Origin of the sequence: Nocardiopsis sp. NPDC006832, assembly GCF_040635885.1 — a bacterium.
In the GTDB taxonomy this organism is placed as follows: Bacteria; Actinomycetota; Actinomycetes; order Streptosporangiales; family Streptosporangiaceae; genus Nocardiopsis.
Window position 1 is genome coordinate 21772 of the sequence record NZ_JBEYLC010000056.1, and the last position, 15440, is coordinate 37211.

The 15440-nt window shown below is 68.1% G+C and carries 15 protein-coding genes and 4 pseudogenes; 9 read left to right on the forward strand and 10 right to left on the reverse strand.

The genetic code is table 11. From position 1 onward, the window contains the following. Positions 1 to 360 precede the first annotated feature (360 nt). The 8 genes and pseudogenes from ABZ717_RS22540 to ABZ717_RS22575 all read right to left on the reverse strand — a co-directional run. Positions 361 to 498, reverse strand: a pseudogene (locus ABZ717_RS22540) (IS701 family transposase); the annotation flags it as partial. A gap of 68 nt (positions 499 to 566) precedes the next feature. Further along, positions 567 to 916 (reverse strand): annotated as a pseudogene (locus tag ABZ717_RS22545) (transposase). A 132-nt stretch (positions 917 to 1048) separates the two neighbouring features. After that, a complete protein-coding gene (locus ABZ717_RS22550) occupies positions 1049 to 2092 on the reverse strand; it encodes an LLM class flavin-dependent oxidoreductase (protein ID WP_358513675.1) in 1044 nt (347 codons plus the stop codon). Further along, positions 2089 to 2319, reverse strand: coding sequence for a tautomerase family protein (locus ABZ717_RS22555; RefSeq protein WP_358513677.1), 231 nt, complete (start codon positions 2317 to 2319; stop codon positions 2089 to 2091). Before ABZ717_RS22555 ends, ABZ717_RS22550 begins: the two co-directional genes overlap by 4 nt. A gap of 1 nt (position 2320) precedes the next feature. Further along, the gene (locus ABZ717_RS22560) at positions 2321 to 3808 is read right to left on the reverse strand and encodes an aldehyde dehydrogenase (RefSeq protein WP_358513679.1); all 1488 of its coding nucleotides are present in this window, start codon (positions 3806 to 3808) and stop codon (positions 2321 to 2323) included. Continuing rightward, complete coding sequence (locus ABZ717_RS22565; protein WP_358513681.1) at positions 3801 to 4532, reverse strand: alpha/beta hydrolase; 732 nt, start codon at positions 4530 to 4532, stop codon at positions 3801 to 3803. Before ABZ717_RS22565 ends, ABZ717_RS22560 begins: the two co-directional genes overlap by 8 nt. A 6-nt stretch (positions 4533 to 4538) precedes the next feature. Further along, the gene (locus ABZ717_RS22570) at positions 4539 to 5090 is read right to left on the reverse strand and encodes an amino acid synthesis family protein (RefSeq protein WP_358513683.1); all 552 of its coding nucleotides are present in this window, start codon (positions 5088 to 5090) and stop codon (positions 4539 to 4541) included. Beyond that, positions 5087 to 5710 carry an amino acid synthesis family protein gene (locus ABZ717_RS22575; RefSeq protein ID WP_358513685.1) on the reverse strand — a complete coding sequence of 208 codons (624 nt, stop codon included), beginning with the start codon at positions 5708 to 5710 and terminating at the stop codon, positions 5087 to 5089. The genes ABZ717_RS22570 and ABZ717_RS22575 overlap by 4 nt, the downstream gene beginning before the upstream one ends. A gap of 299 nt (positions 5711 to 6009) precedes the next feature. Here ABZ717_RS22575 and ABZ717_RS22580 point away from each other — a divergent pair, with 299 nt between their 5' ends. The 5 genes from ABZ717_RS22580 to ABZ717_RS22600 are packed head-to-tail and all read left to right on the forward strand — an operon-like array spanning position 6010 to position 10458. Continuing rightward, positions 6010 to 7593, forward strand: a complete 1584-nt coding sequence (locus tag ABZ717_RS22580; RefSeq protein WP_358513687.1) for a BCCT family transporter — start codon at positions 6010 to 6012, stop codon at positions 7591 to 7593. Continuing rightward, on the forward strand, positions 7580 to 8005 hold the full coding sequence (locus tag ABZ717_RS22585) for an ester cyclase (RefSeq protein ID WP_358513689.1): 426 nt from the start codon (positions 7580 to 7582) through the stop codon (positions 8003 to 8005). Before ABZ717_RS22580 ends, ABZ717_RS22585 begins: the two co-directional genes overlap by 14 nt. Positions 8006 to 8032: 27 nt before the next feature. Next, a complete protein-coding gene (locus tag ABZ717_RS22590; RefSeq protein WP_358513690.1) occupies positions 8033 to 8536 on the forward strand; it encodes a flavin reductase family protein in 504 nt (167 codons plus the stop codon). 39 nt (positions 8537 to 8575) lie between these two features. Continuing rightward, on the forward strand, positions 8576 to 9307 hold the full coding sequence (locus ABZ717_RS22595; protein ID WP_358513692.1) for a GntR family transcriptional regulator: 732 nt from the start codon (positions 8576 to 8578) through the stop codon (positions 9305 to 9307). Positions 9308 to 9366: 59 nt separating this feature from the next. Next, the gene (locus ABZ717_RS22600; RefSeq protein ID WP_358513694.1) at positions 9367 to 10458 is read left to right on the forward strand and encodes an NAD(P)-binding domain-containing protein; all 1092 of its coding nucleotides are present in this window, start codon (positions 9367 to 9369) and stop codon (positions 10456 to 10458) included. Here ABZ717_RS22600 and ABZ717_RS22605 read toward each other — a convergent pair. Further along, a complete protein-coding gene (locus ABZ717_RS22605; protein WP_358513696.1) occupies positions 10436 to 11818 on the reverse strand; it encodes an NAD-dependent succinate-semialdehyde dehydrogenase in 1383 nt (460 codons plus the stop codon). The two genes, ABZ717_RS22600 and ABZ717_RS22605, sit on opposite strands and share 23 nt — an antisense overlap. Positions 11819 to 11964: 146 nt before the next feature. On the opposite strand from ABZ717_RS22605, the gene ABZ717_RS22610 reads away from it, so the two are divergent. Together ABZ717_RS22610 and ABZ717_RS22615 are read left to right on the forward strand one after the other, a co-directional pair. Next, entirely contained in the window at positions 11965 to 12372 is a 408-nt protein-coding gene (locus ABZ717_RS22610; protein WP_358513698.1) for a Rid family hydrolase, read from the forward strand. Positions 12373 to 12470: 98 nt separating this feature from the next. Next, a complete protein-coding gene (locus ABZ717_RS22615) occupies positions 12471 to 13499 on the forward strand; it encodes a glutathione S-transferase C-terminal domain-containing protein (protein ID WP_358513700.1) in 1029 nt (342 codons plus the stop codon). 233 nt (positions 13500 to 13732) lie between these two features. Here the strand turns inward: ABZ717_RS22615 and ABZ717_RS22620 are convergent. Further along, positions 13733 to 14002: pseudogene (locus tag ABZ717_RS22620) on the reverse strand (TIGR03767 family metallophosphoesterase); the annotation flags it as partial. Positions 14003 to 14095: 93 nt separating this feature from the next. Here ABZ717_RS22620 and tnpA point away from each other — a divergent pair. Then, a pseudogene (gene tnpA / locus ABZ717_RS22625) lies at positions 14096 to 14455 on the forward strand (IS200/IS605 family transposase). Between the two features lie 16 nt (positions 14456 to 14471). Further along, positions 14472 to 15440, forward strand: a 969-nt coding sequence (locus tag ABZ717_RS22630) for a transposase (protein ID WP_358513702.1), incomplete at its 3' end; no start/stop codon positions are given.

The following is a 15440-nucleotide window of genomic DNA, read 5'->3' on the forward strand; positions in this document are numbered from 1 at the left end:
CCAAGACACTGCCAGGCTGATCAGTCGAGCGGTAGGGTTTGTTGGTTGAGGATGTGCACCACGATCCTTCGATTGGTTGCGGATACTGCTGCTCCGTGGTGTGGGGTGGTGGGGTCCCGCGAGCTGGTACTCCAGTTGTAGGTCCGGTTTGTCATGATTCCTGGAGGGTCTATCTGCTGTCGTGGCGCTGGCGGGCGCTGGCCTGGTGGAAGCGTCTGAACAGCTACCGGCCCAGCGCATGCTTGCTATCAGAAGCCACTACGAACAAGGCGTTGAGCAAGTGCGCGATCCCGTTGAAGGTCAACGCGATCAGCCCTTCCCAGCGGGATTCTGTCGAGCTTCGATGGCCACGTACGCCGTGAGGAAGGCGTAGGCGAGCATCGCGAACAGGATCCGCCGATGCCAAGAGCACCAGATGCGCATCTGGTGCTCGTCCAACCCGGCCAGGCCCTTGCCCTGCTGAAAGTTTTCCTCGACCGCCCACCGCCCACCGCCCACCGGCGCCCGGTGACGGCGACGGCGACCAGACGCTTGATCGGCACCACTTGTGGTGCTTAGAGGTCGTCTCATTCGGTGAGTTTGCGGAAGCAGGTCAACGTGCGGGCGACGCCGGTGAACGCGAGGAAGTGCTCGCCTTTGCGTTCGTAGCGGCGGTGGAGTCGGCGGCCGTGGTGCGTTCGACCCGCCGGCGGTGCCGTCCCAGCAGATGGGAGGATTCCGCGCCCTTGCGGACCAGGCGATGGACTGGGAGTTGAGCCCAAGTACAGCCGGTCGTGACGACGAAGATGATCGCGGCCAACACCTCACGGTCACCGTGTCTGCGCCGCCCACCTTGAGGCCGGGTGGGCACCTCGGGCACCACCCGCTGGAACAACTCCCATAATCCGTCCGGCACCAACCGCTCAACCATCGACACAGGGTCAGGTTGCCGAGAACCCAAATGAGATGAGCTCTTGGTGCGGCTTCGCCGGGATCGGGCGGAGACGCCGGGTGGCCCCAGAACGCCGCTGGAGGCCACCCGTGCCCGATCGTCGGGGTCATGACGCGACTACCGGAAGTAGGGCACGACCTCCTTGACGAAGCGTTCGAGGGAGGCGCGCTTCTCCTCGTGCGGGAGGCTGTTGTCGATCCAGAAGCTGTACTCGTCGATGCCCAGCTCCTCGTACCGGCGCAGCCGTTCGACGACCTCGTCCGGTGTGCCGATCACGGCGGTCCGGCGTAGCGACTCGGGCTCGAACTCCGGGCGCTCCGCGAACTTCGAGACCGGGCTCGGTTCCAGGAAGCCGCCCTTGGGAGCCTCCTTGTTCCTGAACCAGGCGTCGAAGGTGCGGTAGTAGCGCTGGATCGCCTCGGCCGCGGGGCGCCAACCGTCGGGGTCCTCGGGGCTGTGCACGTGGGTGTGCCGCAGCACCATGAGCTCGGGCCGTGGCACCTCGGGGTGGTTGTGGACGGCGGTTCGGAACTTGTCCACCAGGTTCTCCACCTCCTCGATGCCCTTCATGAGCGGAGTGACCATCACGTTGCACCCGTTGGCGACGGCGAAGTCGTGGGAGTTGGGGTCGCGTGCGGCGACCCACATGGGTGGAGTCGGCTGCTGCACCGGCTTGGGCACACTGGTGGAGGTGGGGAACCGCCAGATGTCCCCGTCGTGGGCGTAGTCGCCCTGCCAGAGGGCACGGACCGCCGGGACCAGTTCCCGCAGGTGTTGTCCGCCGTCCGCCGCGGCCAGGCCGTCCGCGAGCCGGTCGAACTCGAACTGGTGGGCACCCCGTGCCAGCCCGATCTCGGCCCTTCCGCCACTGATCACGTCGAGCAGCGCGGCCTCGCCCGCGGCCCGGACCGGGTGCCAGAAGGGCGCGATGATGGTGCCCGCGCCGAGCCGGATTGTCGAGGTGCGTGCCGCCAGGTAGGCGAGCTGGGGGATCGGGCTGGGGGAGCCCACGAACTCCATGGAGTGGTGTTCGCCGATCCACACGGTCCCGAATCCGCCCGCCTCGGCCATCTGTGCGAGTTCGGTGAGGTTCTCGAACTGCTGGGAGGGGCTCACGCTCTCGTCCCAGCGTTCCATGTGCAAGAAGAGGGAAAATCTCACTGTTGCTCCTGGTCTTCGGGGGCGGGGTAGGGCCCGCCGGAATCCATTTCCTCGATCGTCCTGTCGCCGGTGGACCAGTGAGTGCGCGGCACCTCGTGGACGACGACCCGTATGTACTCCGGTCTGGTGTTCGTGGTGCGCAGGACGGCGGTGTGCACGTCGTGCATCAGGTCCCGGATCTGGCTCGGAGAGCGGCCTTCCGCCAGGGTGATGTCGACCTGTGGCATCTCAGCTCCTCAGGACGAAGGGGTCGGCGACGGGGTCCTCGCCGGTGTTGATCCAAACGCTCTTGAGCCGCGTGTACTCCTTCATGGTCTCGGTGCCGTGTTCGACCCCTACGCCACTGCTCTTGAAGCCCTGGCGCGGTGACATCGGAGACATCGCCCGGTAGGTGTTGACCCACACGGTCCCCGCCTCCAGCCGGTCGGCCATGCGGTGGGCCCGCGCCAGGTTCGAGGTCCACACACCGGCCGCGAGTCCGTACTCGGTGTCGTTCGCCAGGCGCAGGACCTCCTCCTCGGTGTCGAACGGCATGACGGCGAGGACCGGGCCGAAGATCTCCTCCCTGACCACGCGCATGTCGTTGTCCACGTCGACCAGGATCGTGGGCTCGTAGAAGTAGCCGCCGAGGCCGCCGTCCGAGGGGCGGCCACCGGTGAGGACGCGGGCGCCCTCGGCGCGACCCAGGTCGACGTATCCCGCGACCTTGTTCCTCTGTTCCTCGAACGCCAGGGGCCCGATCTCGGTGTCCTCGTCCAGTGGGTCGCCCATCCGGATACGGCCGGCCCGCTCGGATACCCGGTCGAGGAGCTCGTCGTAGACCGACCGGTGGGCGAACACCCGGCTGCCGGCGATACAGGTCTGCCCCGCGGCCGCGAAGATCCCGGCGACGACCCCCATGGCCGCGTTCGCGATGTTCGCGTCGTCGAACACGATGTTGGGTGACTTGCCGCCGAGTTCGAGCGTCGATCCCACGAACCGGCCGGCCGTGGCCGAGGCGATGTGCGACCCGGTGGTGGTGCTGCCGGTGAAGGAGATCTTGGCGAGGTCCTGGTGGTCGACCAGGGCCTGGCCGGCCTCGGCACCCGAGCCGGTGACCACGTTCACCGTGCCCGGCGGGAAGCCGGCCTCCACCACCAGTTCCGCGAGCCTGACGACGGACGCCGAGGTGTACTCGGAGGGCTTGACCACGACGGTGTTCCCGGCGCACAGGGCCGGCGCCAGTTTGCTGCTGGTCAGGGTCAGGGGGGAGTTCCAGGGCGTGATCGCTCCGACCACGCCCAGCGGCTCCCTGGCGGTGTAGTTGAGCACCCGGCGGTCCGACGTGGGGATGACCTCGCCGTGGACCTTGTCCGCCAGTCCCGCGTAGTAGTGGAAGTACTCGGGCAGGGCGGTCAGTTGGCCGCGCATCTCGCGCAAGAGCTTGCCGTTGTCCAGGGTCTCCATACGAGCGAGCTCTTCGGCGTTCTCCGCGATCAGGTCGCCCAGACGGCGCAGGAGACGCCCGCGCCCGGTCTGGCTGAGGTCGCGCCAGCGGGGGTCTTCGAAGGCACGACGAGCGGAGGCCACCGCGTGTTCGACATCGGCGGTACCGCCTCGGGCCGCCTGGTACAGCGGTTCGAGGGTGGCCGGGTTCGTGCTCTCGAAGTATTCACCGGTGGCCGGTTCGACCCGCTCGCCGCCGATGAGGTGGTTCAGTTTCCTGAGGTCAGACATGGGCGTGGTCTCCGATGAAGGCGGTGAGGCACTCGACCAGTGCCTCGGGCCGTTGGACGGGGAGCATGTGCCGTGTCCTCGGCACGATGACGGCACGGCAGTCCGGGATCGCGGCCGCCAGCCGGTGGGTCATCTCCGGGGTGGACCCGGGGTCGTCCTCGCCGGTGATCGCCAGGGAGGGCACGGATATCCGGCGCAGATCCGGGCCCAGCTCCGCGTCGGCGGTCGCGAACACGCGATAACCGTTGCGGAAGGACTCCGGGTCGTTGGCGAGCAGGGTCGCCTCGGTACGGTGCACCCACTCGGTCTCGACGTCGGTGCCCGCGTACCACCGGCGCAGCGAGGCCGCGACCGATTCCCCGAAGTCGGCGCGCGCCGCGTCGAGGCGCGCGAGCACGCCATCACGCTCTTTCGGAGTGCGACGACACACCGAGCTGACCGAGGTCGAGGTGGCGACCAGTTCCGGCCGGTGCACCGCCAGGTACTGGCCGATGAGGGCACCGAGGGAGAAACCGACCACGTGGGATCCGGCGGGAATCGCCGAGGCCACGTCATCGGCCAGGTCCGCGAGGGTGATGCCCGCGGGAGCGGGCGGGCCGCTTCCGTGCCCGAGTAGATCGGGTGTCACGACGGTGAAGCGGTCGGCCGTCAGTTCGGTGACGGGCTCCCACATGGTGTGGTCGAGCCCGACACCGTGCAGCAGCACGAGGGTCGGTTTGCTCATGGCCGCCTACCGTTCGGTGGAAAGGTCGGCCAGACGCTGCTGTGGGCGCCCTCCAGAGGCCGCGGCGAGGGCGATGACGATCTCGTGCGGGTGGGGGGCGTCGGCGATCCGCACCTCGACGGTCTGGTGGTGGGAGCGGATCGTCGCGTCGGTGATGTGCTTCAGCGGGATGTCGAACACCGTGCCGACCGCGCCTCGCTTTTCGACGGCGGGCAGCAACGTCGTGGCGTTGGCCGCCTTGCGGAAGTGGTCACCGAACTTCAGCGTGTGGATGAGGGCCGAGCCGTGCTCGACCTCGCCGTCCAGTCCGACGATGGCGGCCTTGCCGTAGGCCTGGGCCGGAGCCTCCAGCGCCTGGAGGACCTCCGGCGCGAGGAGCGCCCCCAGGTCCGAGGCGGTGGCGTCGATGCCCGGACCGAGGTCCTGGACGAACCCCTGGCCGGCCCAGGGGTTGTCGATGACGGCGGCCACGACCGCGATGCGGGCGGCGGGGTCGACCGCACGACCGCCCTCGGCGCGGACCTCTTCGACGTAGGTGACGATCTTACGGATGTTCATGACCGGGCTTCCTCCAGGTTCTCCATGGTCACGGCGCGATCGGTGGAGCGATCGCCGATGCGAGGGTGTGGCCGGGGGCCGGTCGACGCGGCGGCGATGACGACGATCTCGTCGGACCGTGGAGCGTCGGCGATACGTGCGTTGATGGTCTGGTAGTGACTTCGCGTCGCGGCGTGGGTCTTGTGCCACAGCGGAACGACCAGGTCCTCACCGGCTTCGGCGCGGGCGTCGGCGAAGCAGATGATGGACTCGCCGTGCAGGAGCTCACGCACGAGGTTGCCGAAGAACGGCGTGTGGATGAGCGCCCCCGCGTGCTCGATCTCGCCGGAGGCGCCGACGATCGCGGCCTTGCCGAAGGCCTCGATCCGGTCCGCCCCGCCCAGGGCGGCGGTGAGCCGATCCGTGAGGAGTTCGGCCAGTACAGGCGCGACGCGTCCCTGCTCTTGCGAGAGGTCGGTGTCCGGTGCCGTGCCGATCCATGGGTTGCGGACCACCGCGGCGACACTGGCGCGGTGTGCGGGACGAACCGGTCTCGCCCCCGCCTCGGTGACGACGACATCGCGATAGGTCACCAGTTTGCGGAGAGCGATCCGCTCGGGGTGGGTGGCGATCTCTTGCATGGCACAGACACTAGAACTCACATGTATGCAAGGTCAAGAGCGGATCCGGATCGATTGGCGAGATCCCCTGGAGGTCGGGTGTCGGGGCTCCAAAACCATTGACCATCTGGAGTTATGAAGCTCCTTCCGGTGGTCGTCGATGCAAATATCGACCAGGTTCTTGACATTCGCCCTGTGACGTGGATTACGATCCCTGGCATGCCAGAGCAATGTCGGCGATCAACAACACGAGGAGTTTCATGTCCGATCCACGTCAAGTGGGTTCAGATACGGACCGCACGACAGAGTCGGAAGACCTCGTGGCCCTGAACACCGACGACTCCGGCCGGGCCAAGGCGCCGTCGGACCGCCGCGACGGCGTCAGGCGGCTGGGCTCGGTCTTTTGGACCTCGATCGCCATCGCCACGGTCTTCGTGGCCTGGGCGGTGCTGTTCACCGAGAACCTCAACAGGGTCACGGAGACCTCCCTGAACTGGGTCACCGCGACGTTCGGGTGGAGCTACCTGGTCGTCACCCTCGGGATCCTGGTCTTCCTGGTCTTCCTGGCGTTCAGCCCGGTGGGTCGCACCAGGCTGGGCAAGGACACCGACCGACCGGAGTTCTCCAACCTGACCTGGTTCGCGATGCTCCTCGGTGCCGTGATGGGCATCGGTCTCGTCTCGTACGGCGTCGCGGAGCCCATCTCGCATCTGGCGACGCCACCACATGGCCTGGCCGAACCGAACACCCCCGAGGCAGCGGTGCGCGCCCTGCAGTATTCCTACTTCGACTGGGGGCTGCACGCCTGGGCGGTCTTCGCCGTCTTCGGTCTCGCGATCGCCTATTCGACGTACCGCAAGGGGCGTCGTCCCCTGGTGAGCCAGCTCTTCACGCCGTTCCTGGGCGACAGGGTCCACGGACCGATCGGTAAGGCGATCGACGTGCTCTCCGTCTTCGCGACGCTCTTCGGCACGGCGACGTCACTGGGTCTGGGGGCGCTCCAGATCAACAACGGGATGGGACGCCTGTTCGGGATCCCCGTCGACTCGGTCTCCCAGGTCCTCGTCATCGCGGCCGTCACCGCCATCTTCACCATGTCGGCCGTCACCGGGATCAACAAGGGCATCAAGCTGCTGAGCTTCGTCAGCGGTTCCATGGCGATCGCGCTGTTCCTGTTCGTGCTGGCGGTGGGCCCCACCGTCTTCCTCGCCAATCTCTACATCGAGTCGATCGGGACGTGGGCGGGCGACTTCCTGCGAATGAGCCTGCAGGGCGCCGCGTTCGGCGATCTGGAGTGGATGCAGGGATGGACCTACTTCATGCTGGCCTGGTGGGTCTCCTGGGGTGCGTTCGTCGGCATCTTCCTCGCCCGCATCTCCCGTGGCCGCACGATCCGCGGCTTCATCGCGGGCGTCCTCACCGTCCCGAGCCTGGCCTTCTTCACCTGGTTCGCGGTGTTCGGTGGTACGGCCATCCACATCGACCTGTTCCAGGGCGGAGACATCGCGGAGCAGACCGCGGCCGACTTCGGCAACGCGTTCTTTGCCACGCTCGAACACCTGCCGCTGTCCACCCTCACCTCGGCGATCGCCGTCCTGCTCGCGGTGATCTTCTTCGTGACGAGCGCCGACTCCAACACTTATGTGTTGGGAACGCTGACCTCGGGTGGAGCACTCGACCCGAGTCGTCCCGTCCTCGTCCTGTGGGGCGTGCTCACCGGAGTCACCTCGATCGCGCTCATGATCGCGGGGGGTCTGGACGCCCTCCAGAACACCGTCATCGTCACCTCGTTGCCCTTCCTCGTGATCATCGCCGGTCTCACGCTGGCCCTGGGGAAGGACATCGCGGCGGACCACCGTGTCGAATCGACCGACGACAAGGAGAAGAAGCATGTCGCACCCTGAGTCCCGCCGAACGCTCATCGAACGGGTCTGGTCCAAGGCCTGGAACCAAGGCGACGTCGACGCGCTCGACGGTCTCCACGGCGGTGACTACCTCCGCCGCAGCGGCGAGTCGCAGCCCTTGGACCTGGACGCGTTCAAGGCGTCGATCATCACCACCCGGTCCGCGTTCCCCGATCTGACCACCACCCTCGACGAGGTCGTCATCGAGGGCGACCGGGCCGCGATCCGCTGGCACAGCACCGGCACCCACCAGGGCGCCCTCATGGGGGTCCCCGCCACGAACCGTCGGGTTCGGGTCAGCGGTGCCACCTTCGCCCGATTCGAGGGCGACCGGATCACCGAAGAGGTCGTGACCTGGGATCCTCGGGCGCTGCTCTCCGCGCTCGGGATCATCAGCGTCGGACAGGACTGACCCGCCACCATGTCAAGGAGCACCTTCATGCACACGATTCCCGCCGAGCCCGACTCCCACCTGATGAAGCAGGTCAACCGACAGTTCGTCACCGGCGTCACGGTCGTGACGGCGATGGACGGCGACGTCCCGAAGGGGCTGGCGGTCAACGCCTTCTCCAGCATCTCGTTGGATCCGGCCGTGGTCATGGTGTGCGTCCAGCACACATCCTCCACGCACGACTGCCTGTTCAGGACCGAGCACCTGGCCATCAACATCCTGTCGACCGACCAGCCGGACGTCGTCGCCCGCTTCGCGGGTAAGTCGGATGACAAGTTCAAGGGCCTGGACTGGACCCCGGGGCCCTTCGGGAGCCCGTTGATCGCCCGCAGCAGCGCACGGATGGAGGTGGAGATCCGGGAGAGGCTCCGAGCCAGTACCCACACCGTCTTCGTCTGCCGCGTGGTCCACGCGGACGTCACCGACAACGCCCCCATGGTCTACGGTGCGGGTCGCTTCTTCGACGGTGGAGCGCTCTCCCCTCTGGGATAATCGGCCATGGGATCCCGACACGGAGAAGGAGGTGCCCACGTGGCGCGAGGCATGCGCGGATCGACCCCCACATCCATCCAGGCCACGGTCATCGAGGAGATGCGGGGGCGCATCATCAGCGGTGTGTTCGAGCCCGGCACCCCCCTCTCGGAGCTCGCCCTGGCCGAGGAGTACGGGGTCAGCCGTACTCCGGTCAGGGAAGCGCTCAAGCAGTTGCAAACCGAGGGCCTGGTCGAGATCAGGCCCCGGGTCGGCACCTTCGTCACCGCTCCCTCCCGACGGGAGATCATGGAGCTCTTCGAGATGAAGGAACTGCTGGAGGGCGCCGCCGCCCGACTCCTGGCACAAAGAGGGCGGGTACCGGAGATAGACCGGCTGGAGCGCAACCTCCGAGAGTCCGACGAGGCGGTCGCACAGGACGACCAGGGACGGTACGCGGAACTGGTGCACGAGTTCCACGACCTGCTCGTCCAAGGCGCCGACAACCACAAGTTGGAGGCTCACTACCGGACACTGATGAACCAGCTCGCCTACACGCGCCTGGTGAAGACGTCCCTGAGTCAGCCCGGGAGGCCGCTCCAGTCCGACCGCGAACACCGCCACGTGCTGGAACTCGTGGTCGCCAAGGACGGGGACGGCGCCGAACGCGTGATGCGCGAGCACGTTCGACAAAGCCGTCGCGCCCTCCTGGCCGGCCTCCCGGCGGGGTCGTCGGAGAAGGGCCGCTCCCCGGGGCCGGGTGTCGCGCCCCCTTGTGATGGTGCCGCGTAGGGAAGAGGTCCATCCGGTGGCGTTGTTGCGACAGGGGAGGAGAGACGACGGGAGCAACGATGACGGACAAGGCGGAGTTGCCGGAGACGACCGACGCGGTCGTCATCGGTGCCGGGCAGGCCGGGCTCTCGGTGGCCTGGCACCTGCGTCGACTCGGGCTGAGGCCCGGGGTCGACTTCGTGGTTTTGGACCGGGGGCCGCAGACCGGTGGAGCCTGGCAGTTCCGCTGGGAGGCGCTGCGTCTGGACGACGCCCACAAGATCGACGACCTGCCCGGCATGCGGGAACTGGAGCTCAGTTTCGACACCGCCGACCCCGAACGCCCCGCCCGGGACGTGGTCCGTGACTACTACCGCCGCTATGAGGACTCCTTCGATCTGCGGGTGGTGCGCCCGGTCCAGGTGCGAGGGGTGCACGACCACGACGAGGGGTTCCGGGTCGTGACCGACCGAGGGGAGGTCCTCTCGCGGACCGTGGTCAACGCCGGCGGCACCTGGGGTCGACCGTTCCGGCCCTACTTCGCGGGTGCGGCGGACTTCCGGGGCATCCAGCTCTCCACCCCCGACTACCGGGCCGCCGAGAACTTCGCGGGGATGCGGGTCCTGGTGGTGGGCGGTGGTACCTCCGCGGTGGGGTTCCTGCGCGAACTGGAGGGCGTGGCCGCGAGCACCACATGGGCCACGCGCAGACCCGTCACCTTCGTCGACGACCCGGAGGGGCCGATCAACGCGGTGCGCGCGGCGGACGAGGCCGCGAGGGCCGGTCGTCGCCTGCCCAGCATCGTCGGTGGCACCGGGCTGCCCGCGACCCCCGCCAACCTGGCGGGCCGGGACCGTGGGCTGTTGGTGGACCGGCCCATGTTCACCGCGATCGAACCCGAGGGGGTGCGCTGGCCGGACGGCACGTTCGAGCCGGTGGACGCCATCATCTGGGCCACCGGGTTCCGGGCCGAACTCACCCACCTGGCCCCATTGCGCCTTCGCGAACCAGGCGGAGGGATGTGGGTGGAGGATGGCCGCGCGGTCCGTCGACCGGGTCTGTTCATGGCCGGGTACGGGCCGCAGGCCAGCACCATCGGCGCGAACCGGGCCGGGCGGGCCGTCGCGCGTCAGGTGGTGGCCGCGCTCCCTAGCCGGTCGGCATCACGTTGATCAGTTTCTTGTTGACGAACTCCTGGATGCCGGCGGAGGAGAGTTCCTGGCCGTAACCGGACCTCTTGGTACCACCGAACGGAAGCTCCGGCCGGGTCCAGGCCGGGTGGTTCACGAACACCATCCCGGTCTCGATCCGCCTGGCGACGTCCACACCGTGGGCGATGTCCTCGGTGAACACCGACCCTCCCAACCCGAAGCTGGAGTCGTTGGCGACCCGCACCGCCTCCTCCTCGTCCATGGCCCGGAAGAAGAGGGCGACGGGACCGAAGAACTCCTTGTCGTAGACCGGGTTGTCCCTGGTGACTCCGGTGAGGATCCTGGGCTGGACGAACGCGCCCTCCTCCGGAACGGGATCGCCGGGCGTAATCATCAGGGCGCCGTGGTCGACGGCCTCGTCGACCAGGGCGTCGAGGTCGTCGGCGGCGCTCTGCGAGGACAACGGCGGCAGGGTCGTGTCGGGGTCGAACGGGTCGCCCGCCCTGAGCTCGGCGAGTCCTTCGCCGAACCGCCGCAGGAACTCGTCCGCCACCTCCTCGACCACGATGATCCGCTTGGCGGCGACGCAGCTCTGACCGGCGTTGTTGAGCCGGCCCCAGAGCGCCCGCTCCACGCTCAGGTCGAGGTCGGCGTCGGCGAGCACGATCAGGGCGTCACTGCCGCCGAGCTCCAGGGTGCTCTTCTTCAACTCCTCGCCCGCGTGCGCGGCCACACTGGCACCCGCGCCCTCGCTTCCGGTGAGCGCGACCCCGCGGATCCGGGGATCCTGGATCGCGCGGCTCACCTGGTCCTTGCTCGCGTAGACGTTGGTGTAGGCGCCCTCCGGCGCGCCGGCCTCGCGGAACAGCCGCTCGAAGGCCGCGGCGGACTGCGGCACGATCGACGCGTGCTTGACCATCACCACGTTCCCGGCCATGAGGTTGGGGCCGGCGAATCGGGCCAGTTGGTAGTAGGGGAAGTTCCATGGCTGGACGCCGAACAGCACCCCGATCGGGTCGCTGACCACGATGGCCTCTCCCGCCTCGGGGTGGTCGGTGGACACCGGCTCGGGGGCCAGGAACTCCTCGGCGTTGTCCGCGTAGTAGTCCAGGATCGAGGCGGCCAGGTCGACCTCGCCCAGGCTCTCGCCGTACAGCTTGCCCATCTCCAGGGTGAGGAGACGGGCGAACTCGTCGGGTCGTTCGCGCAGGATGCTCGCGGCGCGGGCGACGACCTCCTTGCGCTCGTCGAAGGACTTGGCGCGCCAGGATTCGAAGGTCCGCTGGGCGGTGTGGACGGCCCGGTCCAGTTCCTCGTCCTCGATCCCCGGGAACGTCGCCAGGGTCTCGTTCGTGTAGGGGTTCGTGGTCGCGTAAGCCATGAGGTTCCCTCCATCCGTCTCATGGACCCCCTGCTCGGTCGACGCCGGTAACGAAACGTTCCCCACGTAAAAAACCGTTGGGGCGTTCGCCGGTGCGACGCTAACGTGCCCGGTGACCGAACGCTTCCGCACCGAAGGGGACCCCGATGAACAGCGTCGTGACCCTCATCCGTTCCGCCACCCTGTCCGACGTCGCGGAGTACGCCTACGCCGCCACGGTCCCGTCCGGGACACGACTGGTCTTCACCGCCGGCGCGTGCCCGCTGAACGCCGACGGCACCACCGCCGCCGTGGGCGACTACGCAGGGCAGGCCGCGGTGTGCGTGGCCAACCTGAAGACCGCCCTCGCGGACGCCGGCGCCGCACTGACCGACGTGGTCAGTACCCGGGTGCTGGTCGCCTCCACGTCCCAGGAGGATCTGGTGACGGCCTGGGAGGTGGTACGGGACGCCTTCGGCGAGCACGACGTCCCCAGCACCCTGCTGGGCGTCACGGTCCTGGGCTACGACGACCAGCTCGTGGAGATCGAGTCCGTGGCCGCCCTACGAGAGTAAGAGCACTGGAATCCCGCCTGTGGACAACCGGGTTCCCGACGTGGGTTCGGCCTAGGATCGGGGAGACAGAGGTTCCCAGAACACGGAGGGTGTGCGCCATGCGGGCCAATCGGCTGCCGACCGAGGAGATCAAGCGCGAGACCGCGGCCTTCGCCGACCGGATCACCTCCGACGGACGCTTCGGTCGCACCGCCGAACCGGGACGCTATCGGCTGGTGATCAACCGGGCCTGCCCCTGGGCGCACCGCGTCGTGATGACCCGCCGCCTCATGGGGCTGGAACAGGTGGTCTCCCTGGCCGTCACCGACCCCGTGCAGGAGATCATCGAGGGCGACCCGCACTGGGTGTTCACCGAACGCACCGGCAACCCCGACGACAAGGACCCCGTGCTCGGCATCCACGCCCTGCGCGAGGCCTACCTGGCCCGGGACCCCGACTACGACGGCGGTGTGAGCGTACCCGGACTCGTGGACGTCGCCTCCGGCCACCTGGTCTCCAACGACTACGACCAGATCAGCGTGGACATGGCCACCGAGTGGGACGGTCTGGCCCGCGCCGGCGCGCCGCGACTGTACCCCGAGGAGCTGCGCGAGGAGATCGACGCCGTCAGCGCCGAGGTCTATCGCGACCTCAACAACGGTGTCTACCGTTCCGGGTTCGCCCCCGACCAGGAGCGCTACGAGCGGGCCGTTCGCGGAGTCTTCGACCGCCTGGACGCCCTGGAGGAGCGCCTGACAGAACGCCGTTACCTGGTCGGCGAGCACATCACCCTGGCCGACCTGCGCCTGTGGGCCACCCTGGTGCGCTTCGACGCCGCCTACCACGGCCACTTCAAGTGCAACCGGCGCAAGCTCATCGAGTACCCGGCGCTGTGGGCCTACGCCCGCGACCTGTTCCAGACCCCGGGCTTCGGCGACACCACCAACCTGGAGCACATCCGGGTCCACTACTACGCGGTGCACACCGCCATCAACCCCACCGGGATCGTGGCCGTCGGCCCGGACCCACGGGGTTGGCTCACCCCACACCACCGGGAGGAGCTGGGCGGTCGCCCGTTCGGGGACGGAACGCCGCCGGGACCCGTGGTGGAGGGTGAGCACGTCCCACCCCTGGAGGAGCAGGGCTGAGGGGCCCTGCGAGCGGGGATTCGGGAGGAAAGATGGAGGTCGGGGCCGAGAGGTAGGGGCAGGCTTGTGGGCGGGGCGCCCAAATCCCCGACCTCAAGCGCCCCGCCAACACCACCCACCCCCGGGCGGCACGAAACCGGCGAAACCAACGGCTCCCCCGAATCGATGGGATCACGCCCAAGAGCCACAGCTTCGGCCCGGATGTCCCGAGCCGGTGCTCGTGCCCCCTTCCGTCAGCGGGCGGGGTGGTGGGCCGCTACCAGGAGTTCGACGTTGCGGTCGGCCGGGGAACCCAGCTTGGCGGGCTCGGCGTAGAGGTCGTTGACGGACAGTTCCCGGTAGAGGGAGGCCAGCCCGACGGGGGAGAAGTCTCCGTGGTCGACCTGGTAGGGACTGTCGGCCTCCACGAGGGTGGTGAACAGCGACATGGTCCCGTCGGCGTTGTCGACGAGTTCGACGCAGCGGGCCAGCTGCGGGTGGTCGATGTGGGAGGCGGTGTTGATCGGAATTTTTCGGGTGGCGCAGATCCCGGGCTTCAGCCCTGGGGAGAGCCGTCTTTCCGCGAACGGGATCATTGAACAGCCCTTTGCCATACGATGAGTTACGCGTCCGTCACCTTGCGCTCGAACCGTGACATCACTTCCAGTGTGCCTTTCACGTGCTCTGGTGCCCCGAGTACCGGCGCCGCGTCCTCGGCGGTCGCATCGAGGAACGGCTGAAGGAGATCGCGCGCGAGGGCATGGCCGACAAAGGTGAAGATGGAGGTCATGCCCGACCACGTGCGTCTACTCGTGGAGGTCGGCCCCCGGCTCGGAGTGCACCGGCTCGTCAAGACCATCAAGGGTCGCTCCTCCCGTCTGCCGATGCTGTGCACCAACGGCTACTTCGTGGCCACCGTCGGAGGCGCCCCGCTGGAAGCGATCGAGCGGTACGTGCACAACCAGAAGAGCCGCTGAGAGGGGGTGTTCCACGATGTTGTCGGGTCGTCGTTACCGGCTTGCTCTGACCGATGCGCAGGAGGCGATGTGCACCGAGTTCGGTGACATCTGCCGGGCGGTGTGGAACACCGCCCTGGACCAGCGCCGCCAGTACGTCGACCGCTACACCCGGGGCCGACAGGGTCCTTTCTGTGGGTACCACCTTCAGGCCGGGCAGTTGGCCGAGGCCAAGACGGAAGAGGCCTGGCTGAAGGCGGCCCCCTCGCATGTGCTCCAGCAGACGTTGCAGGACCTGGACCGGGCATGCCACCAGAAGGGCACCTTCAACGTGCGGTGGCGGGCCAAGTACCGGTGGAGCCCGTCGTTCCGCTTCCCCGCCGGGAACCTCATCGTGGTGGAGAAGCTGAACCGCAAGTGGTCGCGGGCCAAGTTGCCCAAGCTCGGGTGGGTGCGGCTGCGCTCCTCCCGCCCCATCGGGGGCACGATCCGCTCGGCGACCGTATCTCGCAAGGGCGGGCACTGGTTCATATCGTTTCTCGTCGAAGACGGGCTGTTCACCCCCGAGCACCATGCGGGAACCCCGGTGGGGGTGGACCGGGGTGTGGCTGTGGCGGCCACGTTGTCCACGGGCGAGTTCTACGACCGCCCGTTCGCCACTGTGGGGGAGAAGACCCGGTACCTACGCCTTCAGCGCAAACTGTCCCGGCGTAGGAAGAGGTCGACCAACCGGGCCAAGATGTTGAAGGCCATGGGGCGGATCACCACCCGTGCGGTGGACCGGCGCACCGACTTCTGCGGCCGGCTCGCCCGCACACTGACCATCCGGCACAACGTGGTGGTGTTGGAGGGGTTGCGCACCACCGACATGACCGCCTCCGCCAAGGGAACCGTCGAGGTACCCGGAAAGCAGGTGCGTCAAAAGTCCGGACTGAACCGGGCCATCCTGGACAAGGGGTGGCACCGGCTCGAACTCGCGCTGCGCAACGCCGCCCGCAAGACCGGC

Bases quoted from the DNA above. Each gene is read 5' to 3' on its own strand.
- ABZ717_RS22555 (WP_358513677.1), bottom strand. From the start codon at position 2,319: ATGCCACAGGTCGACATCACCCTGGCGGAAGGCCGCTCTCCGAGCCAG.
- ABZ717_RS22560 (WP_358513679.1), bottom strand. From the start codon at position 3,808: ATGTCTGACCTCAGGAAACTGAACCACCTCATCGGCGGCGAGCGGGTC.
- ABZ717_RS22565 (WP_358513681.1), bottom strand. From the start codon at position 4,532: ATGAGCAAACCGACCCTCGTGCTGCTGCACGGTGTCGGGCTCGACCAC.
- ABZ717_RS22570 (WP_358513683.1), bottom strand. From the start codon at position 5,090: ATGAACATCCGTAAGATCGTCACCTACGTCGAAGAGGTCCGCGCCGAG.
- ABZ717_RS22575 (WP_358513685.1), bottom strand. From the start codon at position 5,710: ATGCAAGAGATCGCCACCCACCCCGAGCGGATCGCTCTCCGCAAACTG.
- ABZ717_RS22585 (WP_358513689.1), top strand. From the start codon at position 7,580: ATGTCGCACCCTGAGTCCCGCCGAACGCTCATCGAACGGGTCTGGTCC.
- ABZ717_RS22590 (WP_358513690.1), top strand. From the start codon at position 8,033: ATGCACACGATTCCCGCCGAGCCCGACTCCCACCTGATGAAGCAGGTC.
- ABZ717_RS22600 (WP_358513694.1), top strand. From the start codon at position 9,367: ATGACGGACAAGGCGGAGTTGCCGGAGACGACCGACGCGGTCGTCATC.
- ABZ717_RS22605 (WP_358513696.1), bottom strand. From the start codon at position 11,818: ATGGCTTACGCGACCACGAACCCCTACACGAACGAGACCCTGGCGACG.
- ABZ717_RS22610 (WP_358513698.1), top strand. From the start codon at position 11,965: ATGAACAGCGTCGTGACCCTCATCCGTTCCGCCACCCTGTCCGACGTC.
- ABZ717_RS22615 (WP_358513700.1), top strand. From the start codon at position 12,471: ATGCGGGCCAATCGGCTGCCGACCGAGGAGATCAAGCGCGAGACCGCG.